Here is an 18,936-nt window from a genome sequence, read left to right on the forward strand (position 1 = left end):
AGAAGTTGTATTCGGCCGTATTTGAACAGATCGAACATCTAAATTGGAAATGATCTGGATCAAATAAAAGGATGGTGTGTATCCCTCAGGCTACGTTATACTTACTACAAAAATGATCAGAGAACACCTGAGCAAAGGAGTTATTCATGGACCATTATGAGGCAGTAGATAGGGCATTAATTTATATCGAGGAACATCTGCATGAGCATTTGTCCGTGGAATCTGTTGCAGCCTCCTTTAACATATCAAAGTACTACTTCCACAGGCTGTTCTCTGCAATGATGGGCTGTTCGTTAAATCAATACATTCTATCCAGAAGATTGAATGCTTCTGTTACGTTGATACAAAACCATAACATGTCTCTAACGGACATCGCTTATGAGCTCAGCTTTGGTACCCAAGCCTCCTTTACCCGCGCTTTCAAACGACATTACGGCGTAGCTCCCCGCTCTCTGAGGGCAGGAACTCATACGATCTCTCCAACCCCTGTCCCTGCAGTTGTCAAAAGACCCATTAAAAACATCAACGGTGATATCGTTACCGACTTTACCCTCATCGAATTAGATGAAATCCAGCTCAGCGGCATTGCCTTTGAGGTAGATTTAGCCATAGCCGATTATAAAGAGCGAATTCGTGATCATGCGAAGCTATTATTAAGTCAGATTGATGAGAGCATAAATGGCCCCTGCTATGTCATTTACTCTAACTGCCAGCCTAACTCCACCCAGTTCAAGGTTCTGTTCGGAATTCCGTGCGATATTCAAATTCATAAGCCCTTTTATTTTACGGTCAATGTACCTCCGATTTTTTGTGCCCGGTTCAAGTACTTCGGAGACCTGCTTGAGATTGGGAGTGTGCTCGAAACGGATTATGCAAGATTTCTAAAGATCTCCAGACAAGAAGCGGAGCAATCCGATATCGAACTCGTACAAGTATTTGATGACGTCCACAATCTCGATTCAAGTTACCACATCTATGCCCCCATCAAAAAGCTTCCTTCGGATTCAGAATGTTAGACCGGACATAGAGCGCATATCCCAGCCATATTAGGGCCACTCCCATGGGCACTGCCATCATTCGGTCCAGCGGGTGAGGGATGATTGAAGTGGCGACGGTCGCTGCGGCAGCACAAGCAAGCAAAATACCCGCCATGCGCGGCAGAACTCTGGCCCGAAATATGGCGATGCCAAGCAGCAGTCCACCCAGTATATACATGCCGCCCGCTAAACCGGCTAATGCCGGAAAGATTCCGAGATGAGCCGCACTCTCCGTTCCATCAAATATCCCCAACATTCCTTCTACAAATATTCCGGCATCCGTTGTTAGCAGCGGCATAACAAAGGCTTCGATGAAGCTGAAGGCGAATGATATGAGCCAAAATAGACCGAACAGCAGAATACCGATCAGACCAAGCCAACCCGCTTCTTGTACCTGCCTCATGTAAACCCCTGTCATTCCAATTAGGCTGGAGAGAGACATGACAAGGGTTAAGCATGCAACCATGACCCAAGAACTGGAGTTCACAGAAGACAGATCATCTGGCGGGTGAATGAACTGAATGACGATGTATAGAAGCCCTGCCACCACTGCTGATAAGCCCGCCCCACGGAAAATGCCCGCAGCTGTCAGGCCTCGGTTCATTTTCTTTTTGTTGTGCTTATTACTCATGTTTTTTACCTCCATTCGAGTTCTGATGTCGTTAACTATCAACAGCTACAACGTAACACCCTCCGCTTTCTTTTACTTCTCACATCTTGCTGTAATTCAAAAAAGCACCTCTCTCGAGATGCTCTCTTGAACGATAAAACTCAGGATGAGGCTGAAAGGTCACTGTCCCTCAATCACAATGGAAAGTTTGCTTTACATTGCTCGCATTGCACGATATACTCTCTATATGTAAAGCTGACTTTCCATATGGAGGGCGAACACATGAATAACCGTTTAGAAGAAATCCGCAAGCAGCGCGGAATTAAACAAGAGGAATTAGCAGCAGCTCTTGAAGTATCACGACAAACGATCGGTTCACTGGAGAACGGCCGTTATAACCCATCGATTCTGTTAGCGTTCAAGATTGCTCGTTATTTCGGTATGCGTATCGAAGAAATCTTTATTTATGAGGAGGATGAGAAGGCATGAATAAATTGGTTTCGTCTTATATATTTACCGTCTTAGGCATAGGACTGCTCGCAGGCGGTCTGTACTTCATCAAAGCATTTGAAGATCCAGAAGGTATGCTGCGAGCATTGCCTTATATTTGTGTAGGAGTGGGCTGTGTTATTTTTGGTCATGGTATAGGAGAAGTCATCCTCCAACATGCAATGAAGCGGGCACCCGCCGCTGCTAAGCAGCTTGAGATTGACCAGAACGATGAGCGTAATCTGGCGATCGCCAACCGGGCAAAAGCAAAAGCGTACGATATGATGACCTTTGTATTTGGCGCGCTAATCTTAGCATTATCCTTGATGGGTGTAGAGCTGATCGTATTGCTGCTATTGGTGTTTACCTATCTGTTTATCCTTGTCAGTAACAGTTATTACCGTTTCAAGTACTACAAAGAGATGTGATGAAGTCCCGTACCCCTTGCCTCTAACTTAAGGCTTGGATAACAACTGCTTCGCAAGCTTGCGATCATCCTTATCCTTACTTGTTGTTGCAATTGTCTTTATTGCAGCCAGTACGCTCGGCTCTTGCCAGACCGAAGGTGTCCAACATTCTAAGACGCTCAGGGCCGAATATTGAAGCTCCTCCTTATTTGATTCAAGTGCAGCTAGTACCAATGGAAGCCCTGTTCCTTCGTCATCGTATAGCCCTTGAACAATGCACCGCAGACATTTTTCTTGTTCTGTTGAGAGCTCGGCAGCTAATAAATGACGTTCTGCAAAAGCACAGAGATCCATCATATCCTCGCGATGATTTGAATGAATTATGGCTTGGTACACATGTTGATCTGTTGGATTCAAATCAAGCAGCTCAAACAGCTGGGAACGAATGTCCAGCTTGTAGTGCCGGGCAACCTCAATCGCCTCTATATTAATGATTCTCTGCTCAATTGCATCCATGGCAAGCTGCGGCCATTTCGGATTGTTAACCATGGGACGGATCGCTTCCTGAATAGAAAGACGCTCTTGCTGCTTCCACGCATCATCTGATCTGTCTTCCCAGATTTCTTCAGAGCTGAGGAATTCATCTATTTTCATAATTGGATAGAAGTCTGTAAGTGATTCACAGTGGTGACGTGCATGGGAAACGAAGCGAAATAGAGTCGCCGTCTCAAATAAATAATCATCGATGTCATGATCCACCGCTTCATCAAGCAGCGTTTGAATTATACGGCCTGCTCCATTGTAAAGCTCTTTTGATATCTCCTCCTGGTACAGCGCTATTGGGAGATCTCCTTTGACTGCACAGGTGTAGGCCGAATACGCAGCTAAGCTGCCTTCACAGCCTTTTGTCAGCAGCCAATATTTCATGTCCGGTGTGGTGGCTTCCAGCTGTTCAACAGCGGCCACTTTGCCATAGCCCTGAGTCGATTGGGCGAGCGCAAAGATCGTCTGATCCGGTTCTCTGATTCCGTTCTTCAATGCCATGCTGACGTATGCTGTGAATTCAGAATGCAAGCCAATGGTGAATAAGAGGTCCCTGTGTTTCTCACCGTGTATAGTCCCAAGCACTAATACAGCGAACTTCACAACCTCCCGATGCGCTGCATGCTCAAGCAGCCAGAGGGCCTCCTGCTCTACAAGAGCTTCATCCAGCTCGGCTTGCTCTAATCGTTCGATGAACTCTGAAGCGCTGCTTGCCATATGGTCAAACGTAATTTGTTCATAGGTTGCCTTGCGTGTTTTATTCGTCGGATCCGTAAGCTGCTGTTCGAATCGTTCGATGAGCTTCTTATTGTGATATGGATTCGGCACCTCCACGACTCCATAATCAGCATACCCCGCCGCTACGCGCCGATGATTCTCATCATACACGTATTCATCATCAGGCAAATCATCGTTAATGATCGTTCCGTGCATCTGAACTTGTCGCTGTATATAAGGAACGAGCGGCTCTTTATGCTCCCATGGAAGGAAATCCAGCTTATGTGAATTATTCAATACGAGCTTATTGTCTATCTTAATTATGCAGTTAAAGTGTATGAATCCTCCAAGCTTAACTGTAACCTTATGCTTCACTCCATCGTCCGTTAGCAGCGTACCTGATAATCTGGAGTAAGGCATAATATGTGATAACAGATATTTTCGTTGGTTCTTATCCACTGTCATACCATCAATGATGAGCTGTTCTTCTTTTAACTGATGATGGACTTCAATGGAATGCCCTTGATAATCAAGCTTCCACGTATGGTGCACCTCTTTCTCTATGTCTTTCATCGCGTTGTTCATTTCGCGCTTAAATTCCTCTTTAAATCCCATTCGTTACCTTCCTTTGTGTGAATATTAGACAAAAATTCCTATTAATCCATCATACCATGAACCTGTGCCCTGTAGGCTCTGCTGGCTTATACTGTGCTGCAACCTCTCTATAGTCATTTCCTATCAACTTTATTTGATTTATATATTATACCAATCACGGCTCTATTCTTTACAATGGAGTTAAACGTATAAGGGGGAGTTGGAATGGAATTATCCGTGAAGAAGCTTTTTGACGCTGTTGCCCGTGACTATGATCGGGAGAGGAAACACCTTATCCCTTGTTTTGAGGATTTTTATGGGATGGCTCTATCCTTGGTTGAAAGCCGCAGTGACTCTCCAAAGATCCTTGATCTTGGTGCAGGTACCGGGTTATTTTCTAGCATGGTCTATCAGAAATATCCTAACTCGCAGATTACACTGGTGGATTTGAGCGATAAAATGTTGGAGGGCGCGCGTGAGAGATTTCATTCATTAGGCAATATTGAATATGTGGTTGGGGACTATTCGAACCTAACATTCTCTCAGAACTATGACATCGTCATTTCTTCATTATCGATACATCATTTGACTCACACCGCCAAAAGGCAATTATTCTCCACAATACATCAGCTGTTAAATGACGGCGGTATTTTTGTAAATGCAGATCAAGTAGCAGGTAATACTCCGCAAAACGATGAATTGTTCAGACGACGCTGGCTGGAGCGTATTAACGAAAGTGGACTCAGCAAGGAAGCGATTGACGCATCCATAGAGAGAAGAAAGCTGGATATCAATGCAAAATTAGTTGATCAGATCCAGTGGATGGAGCAAGCGGGATTTCAAGATGTAGATTGTATGTATAAGCATTTGGATTTTGCCGTATTTTTCGGAAAAAAATGATTAAAGTTATCTTCCATAGTTGCAAGTGTGGCATAGAGGAGTGTGACTAATCACGCTCCTCTATTCCACTAAGCCGAACAGCATACGGAAGTAACACAAGCTCTATGCTCGACTATGCCATAATCCCCGATTCAATCAGCTTCCAAACTGATTCAAACTCTGCTCTGAAGTCAATCCTCAGCCAATTATCTGCATAAGCCGGTGCGGAGAAATAAGAGAACGCCAGCAAAATAGCCTGCAGCTGCTGAATGTCCTCTATGCCGCTCGCTGCCTTCAGACTGCCCAATAAATCGCCAATGTGCCGTACGAGCACCTTAGGATTCCCATCGATATAAGCCGTATATAGCTTAAACATTTCAGTCTCACGCATATAAGCTTCATATTTCGAATGACTTAATTCCCATAACCAGTCGTGCACGATGTCCTTCGTAGATGAGTACTTGTCCGTATTGAATGGGAACAGCCCCGCCAATTCATGGTCCAGCCAAGATAATGCAAGCTCTGTCCACAGCTCTTCCTTGCCCGAAAAATACTTGTAGATCGCGGCGTGCGTTGTCCCCAGCTCAGATCCGACCTTGGACAGATTCACTTTCTCCATGCCGTTTTCAACGACCATTCGATGTGCGGTTTGTAAAATGAGCTCTCTGCTTAAATTTTTCATAATTGTATTATACAGATTGGCATCAGAGGTTACAACTATTGATTTTTGTAACTTGGCATTGTATGCTTAGTTTGCTCGGTTGTTACAAAATTCAAAAAATGTAACTTGAAAAGGAGAGTCATTGGATGAAGCTTTCTAATCGTACAATTATTGTGACAGGCGGTACTTCCGGTATTGGTCTTGCCTTCGCCTTGGAGTTTATGAATCGCGGCAATACAGTCATTGTCATCGGTCGGAATCAGGCAACCCTCGATCAAGTGACCAGCAAACATAAGGGGCTCATCGGACTGCAAGGTGACGTCTCTAATGCAAACTCCGTTCGTGAAATGGCTGCATTCATACGTGACCGCTACCCAGAAGCCTCGATCTTATTTAACTCAGCTGGTATTATGCGCGCATTCGAATTGATGGACGACAACCTTGATTTGGAGCGAACTACCGCAGAGGTGGATACGAATTTAAACGGGACCATCTGGATGACAGAAGCTTTACTCCCTCAATTGAGCAGGCAGGACGAAGCCATGATTGTCACTGTAAGCTCCGGTCTGTCCTACGTCTCTTCGCCCGCTCATCCGGTCTACTCGGCTACGAAAGCAGGAGTGCATATGTTCACCAATGCACTGCGAATTCAGCTCAAGAAATCTGGAAGAAACGTTCATGTGATGGAGCTTGTCCCGCCTCTCGTTGCGGAAACCAGTCTCCAACCGGATATGCACAGCGGCGGCCCTATTCCCAACATGAGCCTAGATTCACTGGTGAAGCACGGAATCCATGGGATGGAGCAGAATAAAAAGAGGGTCGTCCCGGGATTCTCTAAATTTCTACGCTTTGCCGGCAGATACTTTCCAGATGCTCTTTCAAATGCAATGGCGCGGGGATGAAACAGCCGTACTTCAAATACTCAATCGTCAGCCCTCCTGTGACACAAATACGATTCGCTCTTCCGGTGGAGGTGTTGGCGATCCGCTCATCCCTGAGTTTCAGGACTTTAAAGCCTTAACTAACGGATGCGAGCCGAGTCTCGTACATATCAGTGAAGAAGTTTACGGTTTCCACGTAGATACGATCAATATTCCGATTACCCAGCACATCTCGAACGAGCTTATCGATATGGTACAGCACGTAGCGGCACATGCTGAGGAGCTACAGGAAGCGAGCAGATTCTAGAGAACAGCAAGCTTGCTGTGGAGAATGCAGGGAAGGTCTCTCAGGTCTCCAGTCTAATCCGGGGAATTTCGGAACTAGTGAGAAAATGATAGGCGTCTCTGGGAATTTGATTAAATACTCGGTAGAATAATACCGCTTGGCCTCAAAATAGAACAATACATAGAACAGCGATCCTCCATGGGAGAATCGCTGTTTTTTTATGCCCGATGGAGATCATTCTTTACAAAAAATGTGATAAGCCATAATCAAACGATGATAATCTACAAAGAATTAATTCAGATGAGGTGAACATTCATGAACTATGAGACATACGCTTCCGATCTGCAACGACGATGGAATCAAGATATGAATAATAGACCGGAGGAATGGGTCGTTTCGGAGAGTTTATCAGCCAAAATTACGCAAGAAGGACAACTGAACGATTTTTACGGTGCTACCTCTGTTATCACATTATCTGAATCGGATCGTCAAAAGTGCCGGGTCGCGCAGGAACGGCTGCTTGGCGTGTTGGAGCATCAACTCGTGAAACTCGAGCCTGAAACCTTCCATTTAACGATCCATTCCTTCAGCAATGTCAATAACACACCGGGTGGCAAGCAGGTGATTCAGGAGAAATTAGCTCAGCTGGAAGAAGTCATTGCGGCAGAATTCCGGAGCATAGCCGCACTATACGGAGGGCAGCGTATTCGGATGCGTTCTCTTGGAGTAAGTACCAGCGGCAAAGATGTCATTAGTATTAAATATGTACCCGCATCCAAGGACGATTACGAGATATTAACCGATCTGTACAACCGGATGGAGAAGATCTTTCCAGAATACAGGTCATATGTGCCGCATGTATCGCTGGGTTACTTCAAACTGAAGAAGCTAGAACAGCCAGAAATCGCCTTGTTATATAATACGCTGAAGCGTATGTGCAAGGAGCTAGACTTGGATATCGTTCTGGATGTCGATCGCTTCGTCTATCAGCATCATTTTCATATGAACGACTTTCGGGATGTGATTAGCGTTCAGGAGTATAAGTGACCTGGGACCGGTACGCTTACTTAAATGACTTGCAAGAATTGCTGTCGGAATCAGGGCATCTGCTATATGGATTCTTTCAATTTCAATGCGAAGAAAAAGGCGCCCCATTTGAGCGCCTGTTCAAAAAATCATTTTAATATATCGAGGATGTACGTTACCGAGATTACTCTGGTATATAAGGGAGGTCCAATGCTTTTGGAACGTTGATGACATGTGTTTCCGTATAAGTGAGGATGCCTTCCTCGCCATATTCGCGGCCAACGCCGGATTGTTTGACGCCGCCAAAAGGGAACCTTACATCGAGCCCTTGCACAGCAGCTGTATTGATCATTGTCGTACCTGCTTCGAGCCTGCGTGCGACCCGAATGGCATCTTCTTCTCTTCCCCATACAGAGCTTGTGAGTCCATAGATGCTCTCATTGTGCAATGCAATAACCTGCTCTTCATCGTCAAAAGGCAGGATCGGTACCGTAGGACCGAACTGTTCCTCGACCACAATCGGATCACGATAGTCACAATCGAGCACAAGCGTAGGCTGCAGGTAGTAGCCTTCTTCAATCTGCTTCTGATCGAGAATTTGCCCCAGCGGGATGACTTTCGCTCCGCGTTTGCGCGCATCTTCAACCAGTCCCTCCACATATTGCTTCTGCTTCAGGTTATTGACCGGACCGACCGTCGTATTCGGATCAAATGGATCCCCGATTCGAATCCACCGATTGGCCGCCTCTATATATTTGTCCACGAAGGCATCATAAATCGATCGATGAACATATACACGTTTGGCAATCATGCAGATCTGGCCTGCTGTCAAAAAGTTAGAAACGACAATCCGGCGCATGGCCCGCTCATCGTTAACATCAAAGCCCTCCAGGAAGATCGCCGCATCGTTGCCGCCAAGCTCTAGCGTCATATGCTTAATCGTTTCCGAAGCAGCCTTCATAATATGCTTGGCTGTTTCGGTTCCGCCTGTAAAAGCAATCTTGGCGACAAGAGGGTTCGAGGTCAGTTCAACGCCCACATCGGATTCGCCATGAACGACATTGATCACACCAGCCGGGAATTCACCCGCAATGATCTCTGCCACTTTGGTTGCTGCCAGTGGGGCAAATGGACTTGGCTTCAGTACAATCGTGTTGCCGGCAAGTAAGGCGGGAGCGATCTTAATCGTGGACAGCGCAATGGGATAGTTCCATGGGCTAATCGCCGCCACCACACCAATGGGATCATGGGATATGATCGTTTTACCTGTCTCATGTTCTTTAACTTCTTCCTGCAGAACCGACTTGGCCTGATCACAGGCATATTCCATCCACATCAATGCAACATACATTTCACCATGTGCATCATAAAGCGGCTTGCCATGCTCTCTAGACAGCAATTGGACAATATCATTCTCCGCTGCTCTAATTTTCTCAATGGCCTTGCGCATGCGCGTGATGCGTTCGTCGATGGCACTCTGCTTCCATACTGTAAAAGCCTCTGCTGCCGCTGCAATAGCTTCAGCCGCTTGCTCTTTCGTGGTGACCGGGAAATAGCCGACAATTTCATTGGGGTTTGCCGGATTCTCTTTGGCTGATTGGGAAATGGACTCTACTCGCTGACCCTTAATGAAGTTCTCAACTACAATTGTCTCTTTGTCCGCTTGAATCGTCATGTTCTATCCCTCCGTTGTATGGATCTATGAATTCCAAACTTCGTCGGCAATTTCTTTAACGAAACGAAGTTTACGCCATTGTTGTTCTTCTGTTAGAATATTGCCTTCTTCTGTAGACGAAAAGCCGCATTGCGGGCTCAAACATAGCTGTTCAAGCGGTACATAGGTCGCCGCCTCTGCAATACGCGCTTTAATTTGTTCCTTGTCTTCTAATTCACCTGATTTCGATGTGATTAAGCCGAGTACGACTTTTAAATCTTTACGATTCACATATTTTAATGGCTCGAATCCACCTGAACGCTCGTCGTCGAATTCCAGGAACAGCCCGTCCACGTTTAAGCCTCCAAATATGACTTCAGATGCGTAATCATAACCGCCGGTTGAGAAATAATTGGATTTATAATTACCACGGCAAATATGCATCGTCACCACTAAATCCTCCGGTTTATGAGCCAAAGATTCGTTAATCATCCGCTGCATAATTTTCAGCTCTTCCGCCGGATCCCAGCCTTTTGCACGCAGCTTATCATGACCCGCTTCAGAGAACAGATCTGCCCAGGCTGTATCGTCTAATTGCAAATATCGGCATCCTGCATCATAGAAGGCTTGAATTGCTTTTTGATATGCCGCGATGGTGTCCTGAAGGAACGATTCACGCTCCTTATAAATTTCGTCATTGTATTCAACACGATACAGAAGCATATTCGGACTTGGAATCGTCTGTTTCGCCACTGCATCACCCGCGTGCTTTTTCAAAAACTCGAAATGCTGAATAAACGGATGCGTCGAGAAATCGACTTTACCGACAATGCGAATACCGCCTTTACGAGTTACCATGTTGTGAAATTTCGGTCCCGCTATTTCTTCAAATAACTCTACTCCATCCAAGCCGCCGAGAAAATCAAAATGCCACCAGCTTCTGCGGAACTCGCCGTCCGTTACGGCTGCTATGCCATTCTCCTTCTGCTTCTCAATAATACGGATGATCTCGTTATCTTCTACAGCCGTTAATTGTTCATATGTGATATTGCCCGATTTATATTGCTCACGTGCCTGAGTTAAGTTGGCAGGACGTAAAAAGCTGCCTACATGATCATTACGAAATGGAATCATAGATGTCTCTCCTTCAAATCTTTAATCTATTGAATATATCACGATTAAATAGATTGCATGTTATATGTAAAACGTATGGCTAGCTATAGCTTTTAGTAATAGCCCAATCCTTCCCATTTGGACACCACTGTGCAACAAAAAAGCCGCACCAATGTTGGGCGACTCCTTGGCCATCATTTAGTTTTGAAATTCCGTGAAAATCTGAAAGGTTATGCCGAATTTATCTGTCACATCACCAAAACCAGGACTAAAAGGCTCTTCCTTAAACGGAATATTGACTTGACCGCCTTGCTGCAGTGCATCATAGATTCGTTTCGATTGTTCCACCTCATTTGATGTAATGCAAATGGTTACCCGCTTTCCATCAGCAATAGGCGAACCCCATGGAGCATCGGAAAACATGAGCTCCGATTCACCAACCTGCAGCTTTGCGTGTGCCACAAGGCTCTTGTAATCATCGGTAAACGTACTTGGCATATCCGGCATTTCACCGTACGTAATAAGCGAGAGAACCTTGGCACCGATGGCTTGTTCATAGAACTGGATAGCGTCCTTCGTGTTCCCCTCCAGCGTAATATACGGGGTTAGTTTTGAAGTCATACATACTACCTCCTTGGATTTGGACGATATTCGAACGAACCGCTTAGGATCGCTCCGTGTACGCCTTGAAATTGTCCATGATCGCTTGCCAGCCCGCTTGCTGGAACTCTACCGGATTCGTACTTTCAGGGTCAAACGTTTCCACGACCTTCGTTTCGCTGCCTTGCTCCATAAAGGTGATCTCGACTTGTCTCCCGTCTCCTAACGTATATGAAATCAACTCATGCGTTTTCACTTCATCATATACACCGGCAAAATCAAAACCCATGCTGCCATCCTTCGCTTCCATTCTGGTCAGAAACTTGCCGCCCGTCCGCAAATCATTCTCCGCATTCGGCACATGCCAATCCTCAGAAGCTTGATTCCACTTCATAATGTGTGCCGGCTCCGTCCAGCAGCTCCATACCTTTTCCATTGGCGCTTGAATGACGGCCTGAACCGTTATTTTCGTTCCATTACTTGTTCCCATTTTGAAGACACCTCTTATCGTTTTTTTGTTATTCATTGATATAGACGTCATGGGGCCTCGAAATTCATCGGTCTATTTGCTCAGGAAGCCCAAATCGCGAAAATAATTTGGTATTAATGAAATTTTGGACATGCCGTATTTTCCCATCATGCGCTTCAATGACGTGAATTCCCCAAGGGATCAGGACGGACGCATCAGGACTTGGCATATACTGCGCATAAGCAGGATAGCCGCCGTTTACTGTAACTGGCAGGAAGCGTGAGCCTTCGCAATGACTTCGTGTCAGAGAGAAGAATTTGAACAAATCGTCCTTGCCGCGCACCCACATCGGGAAAGGCGGCATCGACATGCAGCCCTCCTCATGGAATAGCGCGACTAGCGCGTCGACATCGAATTGTTCAAAGGCGTCCACATACCGTGTCAGCAGCTCGCGATCCGGCTGAACCTCCATCCGGCTAAGCTCTTCGGAACGGAGCCGGGTCCGATTCATCGTCTCCCTGGCTCTTTGCAAAGCGCTGTTGACGGCAGCTGGCGATAAACTCAACGCTTCAGCGATCTCTTTAGATGACCAGTCAAATACATCCTTCAGGATAAGTACGGCACGCTGGCGAGGCGGTAAGGTTTGAAGTAGTGCAATGAAGCAGAGCTGTAGAGTGTCTTTGCGAATGAAAGCTTCTTCGGGATTCCCCCCCATATCAGGAGCAATCCATACCCATGAGGAGTCGGGCAACGTTTCGCGGGGTTCAATGATGGAGGCCGCCGGTTCAGAGAGATCAACGGGCAGCGCACGGCGTTTGGCTTGTCTCAGCTTGTCCAGACATAAGTTCGTGGCGATGCGATAAATCCACGTTTTATACGATGATTCCTGCCGAAATGAGTCTCTGCTCTGCCATACACGGATGTATACCTCTTGAACAGCATCGTCTGCATCATCGATGGATCCCAGCATTCTGTAGCAGAACGACGTTAACGCCGGTTTTAAATTTTCTAATACTTGCAGATCCAATGTCATCTCGCTCATAGCAGACTCCTTTTGACAGGTGATATTTTGGATATATTTGGTCATAGTTTAACACAGGAGCGTCTAGCAATCACCCTTCCATTATTGTAAAAAAACTATATAATACGAGAAAGGAAGGTGATCCGCATGCTTATCGAAGAGTTACAAAAGAAGTTAATAGATAAAATCATTCTAGAGGCAAGTCCCGCCTTCGTCATTCTATTTGGTTCTTTCGCTAGAGGCACAACTCATGATGAAAGTGATATCGATCTGGCTTATTTCAGTGACAAGCAGCTATCGCCTTATGAACGTTTTGTACTTGCTTCTGAGCTAGCGGCTATTGCCGACCGAGAGGTTGATTTAGTCGACATTAAACAAGTTGATACCGTGTTCACCATGCAAATTTTTGAGCAGGGCATTCCAATCTATATACATAACGAGAATGAATTTACACGCCAAAAAATACGTGCCTATAGCATGTATGCTACGTTAAGCGAACAGCGCGCTACCATTATTGATGCGATTAAAGAACGAGAAACGGATTCGGCAATGAATGATGTTGTTTTGAATAAGGCGGCGACAATCGAACGTTGTATTAAACGTATTCATGAAGTGTACGAGGGCAACCCTGCAAACCTAACGGACTTTACGAAGCAGGATAGCATCATTCTGAATATTCAACGTGCTTGTGAAGCGAGCATTGCCCTAGCCATGCATATTGTCAGCAATCGTAAGCTGGGCGTGCCAAAAGCGAGTCGTGACGCATTTAAACTGCTGCTAGACGCTGGATTAATTGAAAATGACTTAGCACAGACCATGATGAATATGGTTGGATTCCGAAATATTGCTGTGCATGACTACCAGACGTTAGAGCTTGAGATTTTAGAGGCGATTATAGAGAAGCATGTTGATGATTTTAAAGTTTTTACGAAGGTGATTTTACAGTTGGGGGAATAGTCGTATTCTCCATTCTATAGTTAGACACCAATAGCCACTCAACCCATGAGCAGCTATTTCATATTATTGAAACGAGCTAAACAACTCTCGAAGATAATCTCTACGTCCATGCAAAATACGGTGGATGACTACTGTATCATTTATGATCCGATAGAACACCACATACGGACTCACCACAATACTGCCGCTGGGGTATATTTAATCTTACTCTTTTGCGGCATCGATCTTCCTCCGCATTCTTTCCATTACCTGATCATGATCAAGTAATTCTGAACCCTCTGCAATCTGTTTTTCCGCTACTAACAGCTTAGACTGTAATTTGATGCGAGCCTCCATTCGTCTGAATGTCTCATGGCTCATGACAACTAAATCAGCTTCACCGTTTCGTGTTAATACCACAGGTTCATCAATTTCATGGCAATACTTTGAGAAACCGTCGTAATCTTGTCTAATTGTTGTCGAGGGTTTGATGTTCATTTTTAACAACCCTTTCTAATATCATTATTCTGACAGATAAATCAATTGCATAGATTTGATTTTTTGCTGGATAAATGCTCTGGCTTCAGCGGGGGCTACTATTTCGACTTCATTCCCGAATTGCCAAATCAAGTCCACGTAGAACTTCATCTCCTCTGCCGCTATTTTCATCGTCAAGCTTCCGCTCCCATCTGTATTCTGCTGGATGAAGGGTTGAAACCGAGGATTAGATTCCATCAACCACACCCCCTTATTTGTCATCTTAAGCTCGAGTGTAGACGGTTCCCCATCATCCTGATTAGGTTTATCCAATAATGTCTTCTGGCTGATGTCTGCAAGGCAAGCCATTTGATTGTTGAGCGCAGCGGATAGAATCCGATCAGCTCTAAACTGTCTGATATCCTCCTTAGTGAAACAATATGCCGGACAATACCAATAACCAGAGCTGGCATATAGACCGATCGGCTGAATATCTCTCTCCGATACACCGCTGCTGGATTTGTACTTAATCTTGACTACACTACCAACCATAAGAGCTTTCAGGAGAGTTTGCAGAACTTCCGCTGACATCGATCGATAAGGACTCCAGAACATAATTCTATTTTTTAGCCGGTCGATTTGTTCCCTTACATCGGCAGGCAAGTAGTGATAGAACTTATGAAGGGCGGAGTCCACCCCCTCCCCGAAAGGCAAGGAACCAAAATACTCCATCGACTGGCACGCAAAAAACATCGCAATCGCTTCGCTCTCCGTAAAGCTTATCGGCGGCAGGAGTCTTTCTTGAAGCAGCCTGTAGCCTCCTCCTCTTCCCTGAACAGAATATACCGGCACCCCGAGTTCGCTGAGCTCCAGCAAATCCCTCGTAATCGTTCGTGTGGACAGACCGAATTCATCGGCTAGTTCCTTAACAGTAAAAGAAGGTTTGGCGTTGATCCTCATGATCAACTGAATGAGACGCTGCGACTTCTGCAAAGGGTCCACCTCGTTTCTTATCGTTTATTTTATTGTATCTCATAAATAAGACATAAACTGTCTTATTTTAGTGATACGATAACTTTAAGAAAACAATTTAAACTCAAATCCAATGGAGGTCTGATATTAATGATAGAACATTCGCAAGAAAAAGTAGGGTTCGTTTTCATCAATGGGGCGGGCTTAGAGGGTCTTGTTTGGAGTAAAGTTGTAGAGGAGTTCGAACATCCCTTTTTACTAGCTGAGTATCCTCAGAGGAAAGGTTCCGTGGAATCGAGAAACGGTCTTACTTTGGAGGATTACGTGACGGAAATGAAAAAACAAGTAGATGGATGGGGTCCTCACAAAATCGTAATCGTTGCCCATTCACTTGGGGGCGCGCCTGCTCTTAAACTGGCCTCCTTATTGACCGATCGACTAGCGGGGATTGTCGCTGTAGGTGCAGTAATTCCAAAGCGGGGCGGTTCATTTTTATCCGCTTTACCTTTTCCTCAGCGAGTCATAATGTCTATCATGCTGCGTACCATAGGTACGAAACCTCCGGAGTCTTCCATCCAATCGGGATTGTGCAACGACCTCCCAGCCGATCAAGCTGCGAAAGTCGTAAGAGGATTCATTCCGGAGTCCAGACGCGTCTATTCAGACCGAGTCAACGTGCTCGTTCCAAGTGTACCAAAGCTGTTTGTGAAGCTCACAAAGGATAAAGAGCTTAGTTCTTCGTTACAAGATAAGATGATCTCAAACTTTGCCCCGCAAGCCGTACGGAGCTTGGATACCGGACATTTACCGATGATTAGCAATCCAGAAGGTTTGAGGTCGATTCTCGTAGAGTTTTTATCGAATGAACTGAGGTGCTCGCGGATACCGAAACGCGAATAATTTGAAGCAGGGAAAACTCGCCTGATACGGTTCAACGTATCATAAGAAATTTAAAGGGCACCTTGTGAGGGTGCCTTTTGCCTTAATACGTTGGCTTGGTTTAATTCTTTAGGTTAATCCATTATCATCTCTTTCCTTTAGTGCTTCTTCGATCTCCGATGTTAGAACCGCTAATTTTTCCTTATCCGAAACATTTAACTCGACCTTGCTGCGGTTAAATACCGACAATGCCTTAGCTGCTATTTCGGGACTTTCCTTCGAATGCAGCAAGTCGTAAATAACCGCGAACGACTCGGCAAGCTGTTCGTTATCAAGCGTACGCATTGTGATCGCATCTCCATTGTTGGGTGTGCCGAAATAAAATGTATTACCTGAAGGGTCACAAAGAGTAAACCGCCTGTCCTCTTTTAATTCTCTCACCTTCGAAATGCGGGGAAATCCTGTTCGCGGAACTTTTCCCCATGCGCTTTTCATATTGCTGCAGAACTCCGCATTCAAGCTGTCGACGTCTTCAACCTCGATGAACACCATGCTCGCGTTGGCGCTGGGATCATTTTTTTTACTGCCCCAAAAAAGTAAGTTTATATCCTCGTAGCGTACAGCGGCATACGCATATGGGGATTTATCTTTAGCGGTTATTGTTAAGCCTATGCTTTCATAAAACTCACACTGTTCATCAATGCTCACGCAAGGCAATATCGGAATGACTTTGCTCAAATGATCTCCTCCATTTTCGCCCCGAAAATTGATTTGGGATTTATTCGACTTACACTCCTATCGTACAATATTAATGCAAATGGTAAGGTTTGAATAAATCAGCCTTTATATTATAGGGTATAATTAAATGAAGTAGTCATGTGCTTTAAGGTTGAATTACAAGGGGTTGAAAGTTTGATGAATGGCCGTGATATAGCTAAAAAGTTGAATATCAGCACGAGCGCATTGAAGCATTACGAAGCATGGGGGTTAATTCCTACAGTCGAAAGAGCATCGAATGGTTACCGAATATATACACAGGAGCATGAATCGTATTTCCAATGTATTCGCGCCCTAAAATCAGGATTTGGTATGGATTTGGTCAAGGAAGTCATGCCACGCATCGTCAAGGGGGAGAGACTTGATGCTCTATGGTTAATAAATAAAGCACAAGTGGACCTGCATGCCGAGAAGCTAACGGTTCAAAGAACAGTCGAGATGCTTGATTTAAGAGAGCTTACTGATCTTCCACTCAACCGCAGCAAACCGTTTTTTACGATTGGAGAAGTGGCGAGAGAGGCCAACATATCTGCATCCGCAATTCGACATTGGGAGAAAGAAGGATTAATTAAATCTGAACGGCACCAAGAGAGCGGGTTTCGCATTTATAGCCCGTCCGATGTCCGAAAGATTCTGATCATTCGTACCGTTCAGAGAGTGGTTTATTCCTTGGATGTTGTTCGTGAAGTATTGTCGGATCTTGATAACCATAACGTTGCTCGGGCTAAAGAAATTGCTCTTAAGTCTTTACAATACATTGACCATACACTCGTAGAGCAAGTACGAGGAATTTTTTATTTGCAGAAGCTTTTTGACATTCTTACTAACCGTGCCTCAGCACCGGTAAATTCAAACTAAATTTTGCTCTACTTGTGAGAAGGTTCAGCTTAACGGTCATAACGGCGAAAAGGACATAAAGAGATTATAATAATCATGTATAGAGTGCTTGGGGTCATTTGGCTAGCGATATGTATCTTCCATATGAATAAATAGAGGTGACACACTTGAAAATGAATCGTTCCTCATCCGCATTGGGTGACTTCCTTAAATCGCGCAGAGAACGGCTACAGCCTTCAGAGGCCGGGATTCAGCCGCTGCCCGGACGAAGACGCACTCCGGGGCTTCGAAGAGAAGAAGTCTCTTATCTTGCCCATATGAGCGTGACTTACTATACCTGGCTGGAACAAGGCGAGGAGGTTAATCCTTCGCCGGAAGTGCTGCTAGGTATCAGCAAAGCGCTTCAGCTTGACGAAGACGAGCAGAAGCATCTGTTCGATCTAGCCAATGTAGATTTGGCGAGTATCATCATAGTGCCAAATAACGGGGGGCCGGATACGACAGTTTTGCAGAAAATTGTAGATCAACTGCATTATCCTTCTTTTATCACAGACGAAGGGACGGATATTATCGCCTGGAATCGGGCGGCAGAACTGATCGTAGCCGATTTTGGCAATCTGCCGGACAACGAACGGAATATGATGAACATTATGTTTTTACAGCCGGATTATCGCAGCAGACTGGTAAATTGGGAAGGCTTTGCCCGATACGCTGTAGCCGTTCTGCGAGCAGGCTTTGATCTTTACAAGAACAATCCGTTATATATGGAACGGTTTGAACGCTTGAGGCGGGAAAGCGCCGAGTTCGTACATTTCTGGGAGCTATATGAAATTAAGCAAAAACGCGTAGCCACCGCTTTATTCCGTGTTCCTGGAGCACAGGAGATGGAGTTCAAGCTCCATTCCGCGGGTGTAATCGATAATAACCCGGGACTGCACTGGTGTTTCTTTGTTCCGGTGCCCGGATCAGGTACGGAGGAGAGATTATTACGTTTACTTGAGCAGGACAGGCAGCTACCGTAGACTGTTACTCCCGTTAATAGAATAGACGTGCTGTGGCTAGCACCCTCTA

Annotated in this window: 23 protein-coding genes and 1 pseudogene; 12 read left to right on the forward strand and 12 right to left on the reverse strand. The window is 45.2% G+C overall.

Annotation, left to right across the window (positions count from 1 at the left end):
* Window positions 1–146: 146 nt before the first annotated feature.
* Window positions 147–1,016, forward strand: a complete 870-nt coding sequence (locus ACFSVM_RS24305) for a helix-turn-helix transcriptional regulator (protein ID WP_090724982.1) — start codon at window positions 147–149, stop codon at window positions 1,014–1,016.
* Here ACFSVM_RS24305 and ACFSVM_RS24310 read toward each other — a convergent pair.
* Complete coding sequence (locus ACFSVM_RS24310) at window positions 985–1,668, reverse strand: hypothetical protein (protein WP_090724983.1); 684 nt, start codon at window positions 1,666–1,668, stop codon at window positions 985–987. The genes ACFSVM_RS24305 and ACFSVM_RS24310 overlap by 32 nt on opposite strands.
* 261 nt (window positions 1,669–1,929) lie before the next feature.
* Between ACFSVM_RS24310 and ACFSVM_RS24315 the strand changes: the two genes are divergently transcribed.
* On the forward strand, window positions 1,930–2,136 hold the full coding sequence (locus ACFSVM_RS24315) for a helix-turn-helix transcriptional regulator (RefSeq protein ID WP_076314208.1): 207 nt from the start codon (window positions 1,930–1,932) through the stop codon (window positions 2,134–2,136).
* Complete coding sequence (locus tag ACFSVM_RS24320) at window positions 2,133–2,564, forward strand: hypothetical protein (protein ID WP_090724985.1); 432 nt, start codon at window positions 2,133–2,135, stop codon at window positions 2,562–2,564. The genes ACFSVM_RS24315 and ACFSVM_RS24320 overlap by 4 nt, the downstream gene beginning before the upstream one ends.
* 27 nt (window positions 2,565–2,591) lie before the next feature.
* Here ACFSVM_RS24320 and ACFSVM_RS24325 read toward each other — a convergent pair whose 3' ends face one another.
* Entirely contained in the window at window positions 2,592–4,418 is a 1,827-nt protein-coding gene (locus tag ACFSVM_RS24325; RefSeq protein ID WP_090724987.1) for a hypothetical protein, read from the reverse strand.
* Window positions 4,419–4,622: 204 nt separating this feature from the next.
* Between ACFSVM_RS24325 and ACFSVM_RS24330 the strand changes: the two genes are divergently transcribed.
* Entirely contained in the window at window positions 4,623–5,297 is a 675-nt protein-coding gene (locus ACFSVM_RS24330) for a class I SAM-dependent methyltransferase (RefSeq protein ID WP_090724988.1), read from the forward strand.
* 112 nt (window positions 5,298–5,409) lie between these two features.
* Here ACFSVM_RS24330 and ACFSVM_RS24335 read toward each other — a convergent pair whose 3' ends face one another.
* Window positions 5,410–5,958 (reverse strand): TetR/AcrR family transcriptional regulator, encoded by a 549-nt coding sequence (locus tag ACFSVM_RS24335; RefSeq protein WP_076314204.1) that lies wholly within the window; start codon window positions 5,956–5,958, stop codon window positions 5,410–5,412.
* Between the two features lie 125 nt (window positions 5,959–6,083).
* Between ACFSVM_RS24335 and ACFSVM_RS24340 the strand changes: the two genes are divergently transcribed.
* The 3 genes from ACFSVM_RS24340 to ACFSVM_RS24350 all read left to right on the forward strand — a co-directional run bounded on the left by ACFSVM_RS24340 (window position 6,084) and on the right by ACFSVM_RS24350 (window position 8,151).
* Entirely contained in the window at window positions 6,084–6,839 is a 756-nt protein-coding gene (locus ACFSVM_RS24340) for an SDR family oxidoreductase (protein ID WP_090724990.1), read from the forward strand.
* On the forward strand, window positions 6,820–7,125 hold the full coding sequence (locus tag ACFSVM_RS24345) for a hypothetical protein (protein WP_090724991.1): 306 nt from the start codon (window positions 6,820–6,822) through the stop codon (window positions 7,123–7,125). The genes ACFSVM_RS24340 and ACFSVM_RS24345 overlap by 20 nt, the downstream gene beginning before the upstream one ends.
* 294 nt (window positions 7,126–7,419) lie before the next feature.
* Window positions 7,420–8,151: a hypothetical protein gene (locus ACFSVM_RS24350; RefSeq protein ID WP_090724993.1), complete on the forward strand. Its 732-nt coding sequence runs from the start codon at window positions 7,420–7,422 to the stop codon at window positions 8,149–8,151.
* 163 nt (window positions 8,152–8,314) lie between these two features.
* Here ACFSVM_RS24350 and ACFSVM_RS24355 read toward each other — a convergent pair whose 3' ends face one another.
* The 5 genes from ACFSVM_RS24355 to ACFSVM_RS24375 form a co-directional block, all read right to left on the reverse strand.
* Window positions 8,315–9,805 (reverse strand): aldehyde dehydrogenase family protein, encoded by a 1,491-nt coding sequence (locus tag ACFSVM_RS24355; protein ID WP_090724994.1) that lies wholly within the window; start codon window positions 9,803–9,805, stop codon window positions 8,315–8,317.
* Between the two features lie 24 nt (window positions 9,806–9,829).
* Window positions 9,830–10,918: a 5-methyltetrahydropteroyltriglutamate--homocysteine S-methyltransferase gene (locus ACFSVM_RS24360; protein WP_090724996.1), complete on the reverse strand. Its 1,089-nt coding sequence runs from the start codon at window positions 10,916–10,918 to the stop codon at window positions 9,830–9,832.
* A gap of 177 nt (window positions 10,919–11,095) precedes the next feature.
* Window positions 11,096–11,518: a VOC family protein gene (locus ACFSVM_RS24365; RefSeq protein WP_076314196.1), complete on the reverse strand. Its 423-nt coding sequence runs from the start codon at window positions 11,516–11,518 to the stop codon at window positions 11,096–11,098.
* Window positions 11,519–11,561: 43 nt separating this feature from the next.
* Window positions 11,562–11,987 (reverse strand): SRPBCC family protein, encoded by a 426-nt coding sequence (locus ACFSVM_RS24370; RefSeq protein ID WP_090724997.1) that lies wholly within the window; start codon window positions 11,985–11,987, stop codon window positions 11,562–11,564.
* Window positions 11,988–12,051: 64 nt separating this feature from the next.
* Window positions 12,052–13,053: a sigma-70 family RNA polymerase sigma factor gene (locus ACFSVM_RS24375; RefSeq protein WP_371264554.1), complete on the reverse strand. Its 1,002-nt coding sequence runs from the start codon at window positions 13,051–13,053 to the stop codon at window positions 12,052–12,054.
* A gap of 81 nt (window positions 13,054–13,134) precedes the next feature.
* Between ACFSVM_RS24375 and mntA the strand changes: the two are divergent.
* Both mntA and hepT read left to right on the forward strand, forming a co-directional pair.
* A pseudogene (mntA, locus tag ACFSVM_RS24380) lies at window positions 13,135–13,431 on the forward strand (type VII toxin-antitoxin system MntA family adenylyltransferase antitoxin); the annotation flags it as partial.
* Window positions 13,432–13,536: 105 nt separating this feature from the next.
* Window positions 13,537–13,944 carry a type VII toxin-antitoxin system HepT family RNase toxin gene (gene hepT / locus ACFSVM_RS24385; protein ID WP_076314585.1) on the forward strand — a complete coding sequence of 136 codons (408 nt, stop codon included), beginning with the start codon at window positions 13,537–13,539 and terminating at the stop codon, window positions 13,942–13,944.
* 63 nt (window positions 13,945–14,007) lie between these two features.
* Here hepT and ACFSVM_RS24390 read toward each other — a convergent pair whose 3' ends face one another.
* The 3 genes from ACFSVM_RS24390 to ACFSVM_RS24400 are packed head-to-tail and all read right to left on the reverse strand — an operon-like array spanning window position 14,008 to window position 15,393.
* Window positions 14,008–14,121, reverse strand: coding sequence for a type II toxin-antitoxin system RelE/ParE family toxin (locus ACFSVM_RS24390; protein WP_371264555.1), 114 nt, complete (start codon window positions 14,119–14,121; stop codon window positions 14,008–14,010).
* A 27-nt stretch (window positions 14,122–14,148) separates the two neighbouring features.
* A complete protein-coding gene (locus ACFSVM_RS24395) occupies window positions 14,149–14,421 on the reverse strand; it encodes a type II toxin-antitoxin system Phd/YefM family antitoxin (protein WP_090724999.1) in 273 nt (90 codons plus the stop codon).
* 24 nt (window positions 14,422–14,445) lie between these two features.
* Window positions 14,446–15,393, reverse strand: a complete 948-nt coding sequence (locus ACFSVM_RS24400; protein WP_076314192.1) for a helix-turn-helix transcriptional regulator — start codon at window positions 15,391–15,393, stop codon at window positions 14,446–14,448.
* Window positions 15,394–15,522: 129 nt separating this feature from the next.
* Here ACFSVM_RS24400 and ACFSVM_RS24405 point away from each other — a divergent pair, with 129 nt between their 5' ends.
* Entirely contained in the window at window positions 15,523–16,272 is a 750-nt protein-coding gene (locus ACFSVM_RS24405) for an alpha/beta fold hydrolase (protein ID WP_379265060.1), read from the forward strand.
* Between the two features lie 108 nt (window positions 16,273–16,380).
* Here ACFSVM_RS24405 and ACFSVM_RS24410 read toward each other — a convergent pair whose 3' ends face one another.
* Window positions 16,381–16,989: a hypothetical protein gene (locus ACFSVM_RS24410; RefSeq protein ID WP_379265062.1), complete on the reverse strand. Its 609-nt coding sequence runs from the start codon at window positions 16,987–16,989 to the stop codon at window positions 16,381–16,383.
* Window positions 16,990–17,166: 177 nt separating this feature from the next.
* Here ACFSVM_RS24410 and ACFSVM_RS24415 point away from each other — a divergent pair, with 177 nt between their 5' ends.
* Both ACFSVM_RS24415 and ACFSVM_RS24420 read left to right on the forward strand, forming a co-directional pair.
* On the forward strand, window positions 17,167–17,886 hold the full coding sequence (locus ACFSVM_RS24415) for a MerR family transcriptional regulator (RefSeq protein ID WP_379265064.1): 720 nt from the start codon (window positions 17,167–17,169) through the stop codon (window positions 17,884–17,886).
* 152 nt (window positions 17,887–18,038) lie between these two features.
* Complete coding sequence (locus tag ACFSVM_RS24420; protein WP_379265241.1) at window positions 18,039–18,887, forward strand: helix-turn-helix transcriptional regulator; 849 nt, start codon at window positions 18,039–18,041, stop codon at window positions 18,885–18,887.
* Window positions 18,888–18,936 lie beyond the last annotated feature (49 nt).

The organism is Paenibacillus shunpengii, assembly GCF_042684905.1.
Taxonomy (GTDB): Bacteria; Bacillota; Bacilli; order Paenibacillales; family Paenibacillaceae; genus Paenibacillus; species Paenibacillus shunpengii.

Bases quoted from the DNA above. Each gene is read 5' to 3' on its own strand.
- ACFSVM_RS24310 (WP_090724983.1), bottom strand. From the start codon at position 1,668: ATGAGTAATAAGCACAACAAAAAGAAAATGAACCGAGGCCTGACAGCT.
- ACFSVM_RS24415 (WP_379265064.1), top strand. From the start codon at position 17,167: ATGAATGGCCGTGATATAGCTAAAAAGTTGAATATCAGCACGAGCGCA.
- ACFSVM_RS24340 (WP_090724990.1), top strand. From the start codon at position 6,084: ATGAAGCTTTCTAATCGTACAATTATTGTGACAGGCGGTACTTCCGGT.
- ACFSVM_RS24420 (WP_379265241.1), top strand. From the start codon at position 18,039: ATGAATCGTTCCTCATCCGCATTGGGTGACTTCCTTAAATCGCGCAGA.
- ACFSVM_RS24395 (WP_090724999.1), bottom strand. From the start codon at position 14,421: ATGAACATCAAACCCTCGACAACAATTAGACAAGATTACGACGGTTTC.
- ACFSVM_RS24375 (WP_371264554.1), bottom strand. From the start codon at position 13,053: ATGACCAAATATATCCAAAATATCACCTGTCAAAAGGAGTCTGCTATG.
- ACFSVM_RS24335 (WP_076314204.1), bottom strand. From the start codon at position 5,958: ATGAAAAATTTAAGCAGAGAGCTCATTTTACAAACCGCACATCGAATG.
- ACFSVM_RS24350 (WP_090724993.1), top strand. From the start codon at position 7,420: ATGAACTATGAGACATACGCTTCCGATCTGCAACGACGATGGAATCAA.
- ACFSVM_RS24405 (WP_379265060.1), top strand. From the start codon at position 15,523: ATGATAGAACATTCGCAAGAAAAAGTAGGGTTCGTTTTCATCAATGGG.
- ACFSVM_RS24370 (WP_090724997.1), bottom strand. From the start codon at position 11,987: ATGGGAACAAGTAATGGAACGAAAATAACGGTTCAGGCCGTCATTCAA.
- ACFSVM_RS24355 (WP_090724994.1), bottom strand. From the start codon at position 9,805: ATGACGATTCAAGCGGACAAAGAGACAATTGTAGTTGAGAACTTCATT.
- ACFSVM_RS24365 (WP_076314196.1), bottom strand. From the start codon at position 11,518: ATGACTTCAAAACTAACCCCGTATATTACGCTGGAGGGGAACACGAAG.
- ACFSVM_RS24345 (WP_090724991.1), top strand. From the start codon at position 6,820: ATGCAATGGCGCGGGGATGAAACAGCCGTACTTCAAATACTCAATCGT.
- ACFSVM_RS24315 (WP_076314208.1), top strand. From the start codon at position 1,930: ATGAATAACCGTTTAGAAGAAATCCGCAAGCAGCGCGGAATTAAACAA.
- ACFSVM_RS24325 (WP_090724987.1), bottom strand. From the start codon at position 4,418: ATGGGATTTAAAGAGGAATTTAAGCGCGAAATGAACAACGCGATGAAA.
- ACFSVM_RS24320 (WP_090724985.1), top strand. From the start codon at position 2,133: ATGAATAAATTGGTTTCGTCTTATATATTTACCGTCTTAGGCATAGGA.
- ACFSVM_RS24360 (WP_090724996.1), bottom strand. From the start codon at position 10,918: ATGATTCCATTTCGTAATGATCATGTAGGCAGCTTTTTACGTCCTGCC.
- ACFSVM_RS24305 (WP_090724982.1), top strand. From the start codon at position 147: ATGGACCATTATGAGGCAGTAGATAGGGCATTAATTTATATCGAGGAA.
- hepT (WP_076314585.1), top strand. From the start codon at position 13,537: ATGAATGATGTTGTTTTGAATAAGGCGGCGACAATCGAACGTTGTATT.
- ACFSVM_RS24330 (WP_090724988.1), top strand. From the start codon at position 4,623: ATGGAATTATCCGTGAAGAAGCTTTTTGACGCTGTTGCCCGTGACTAT.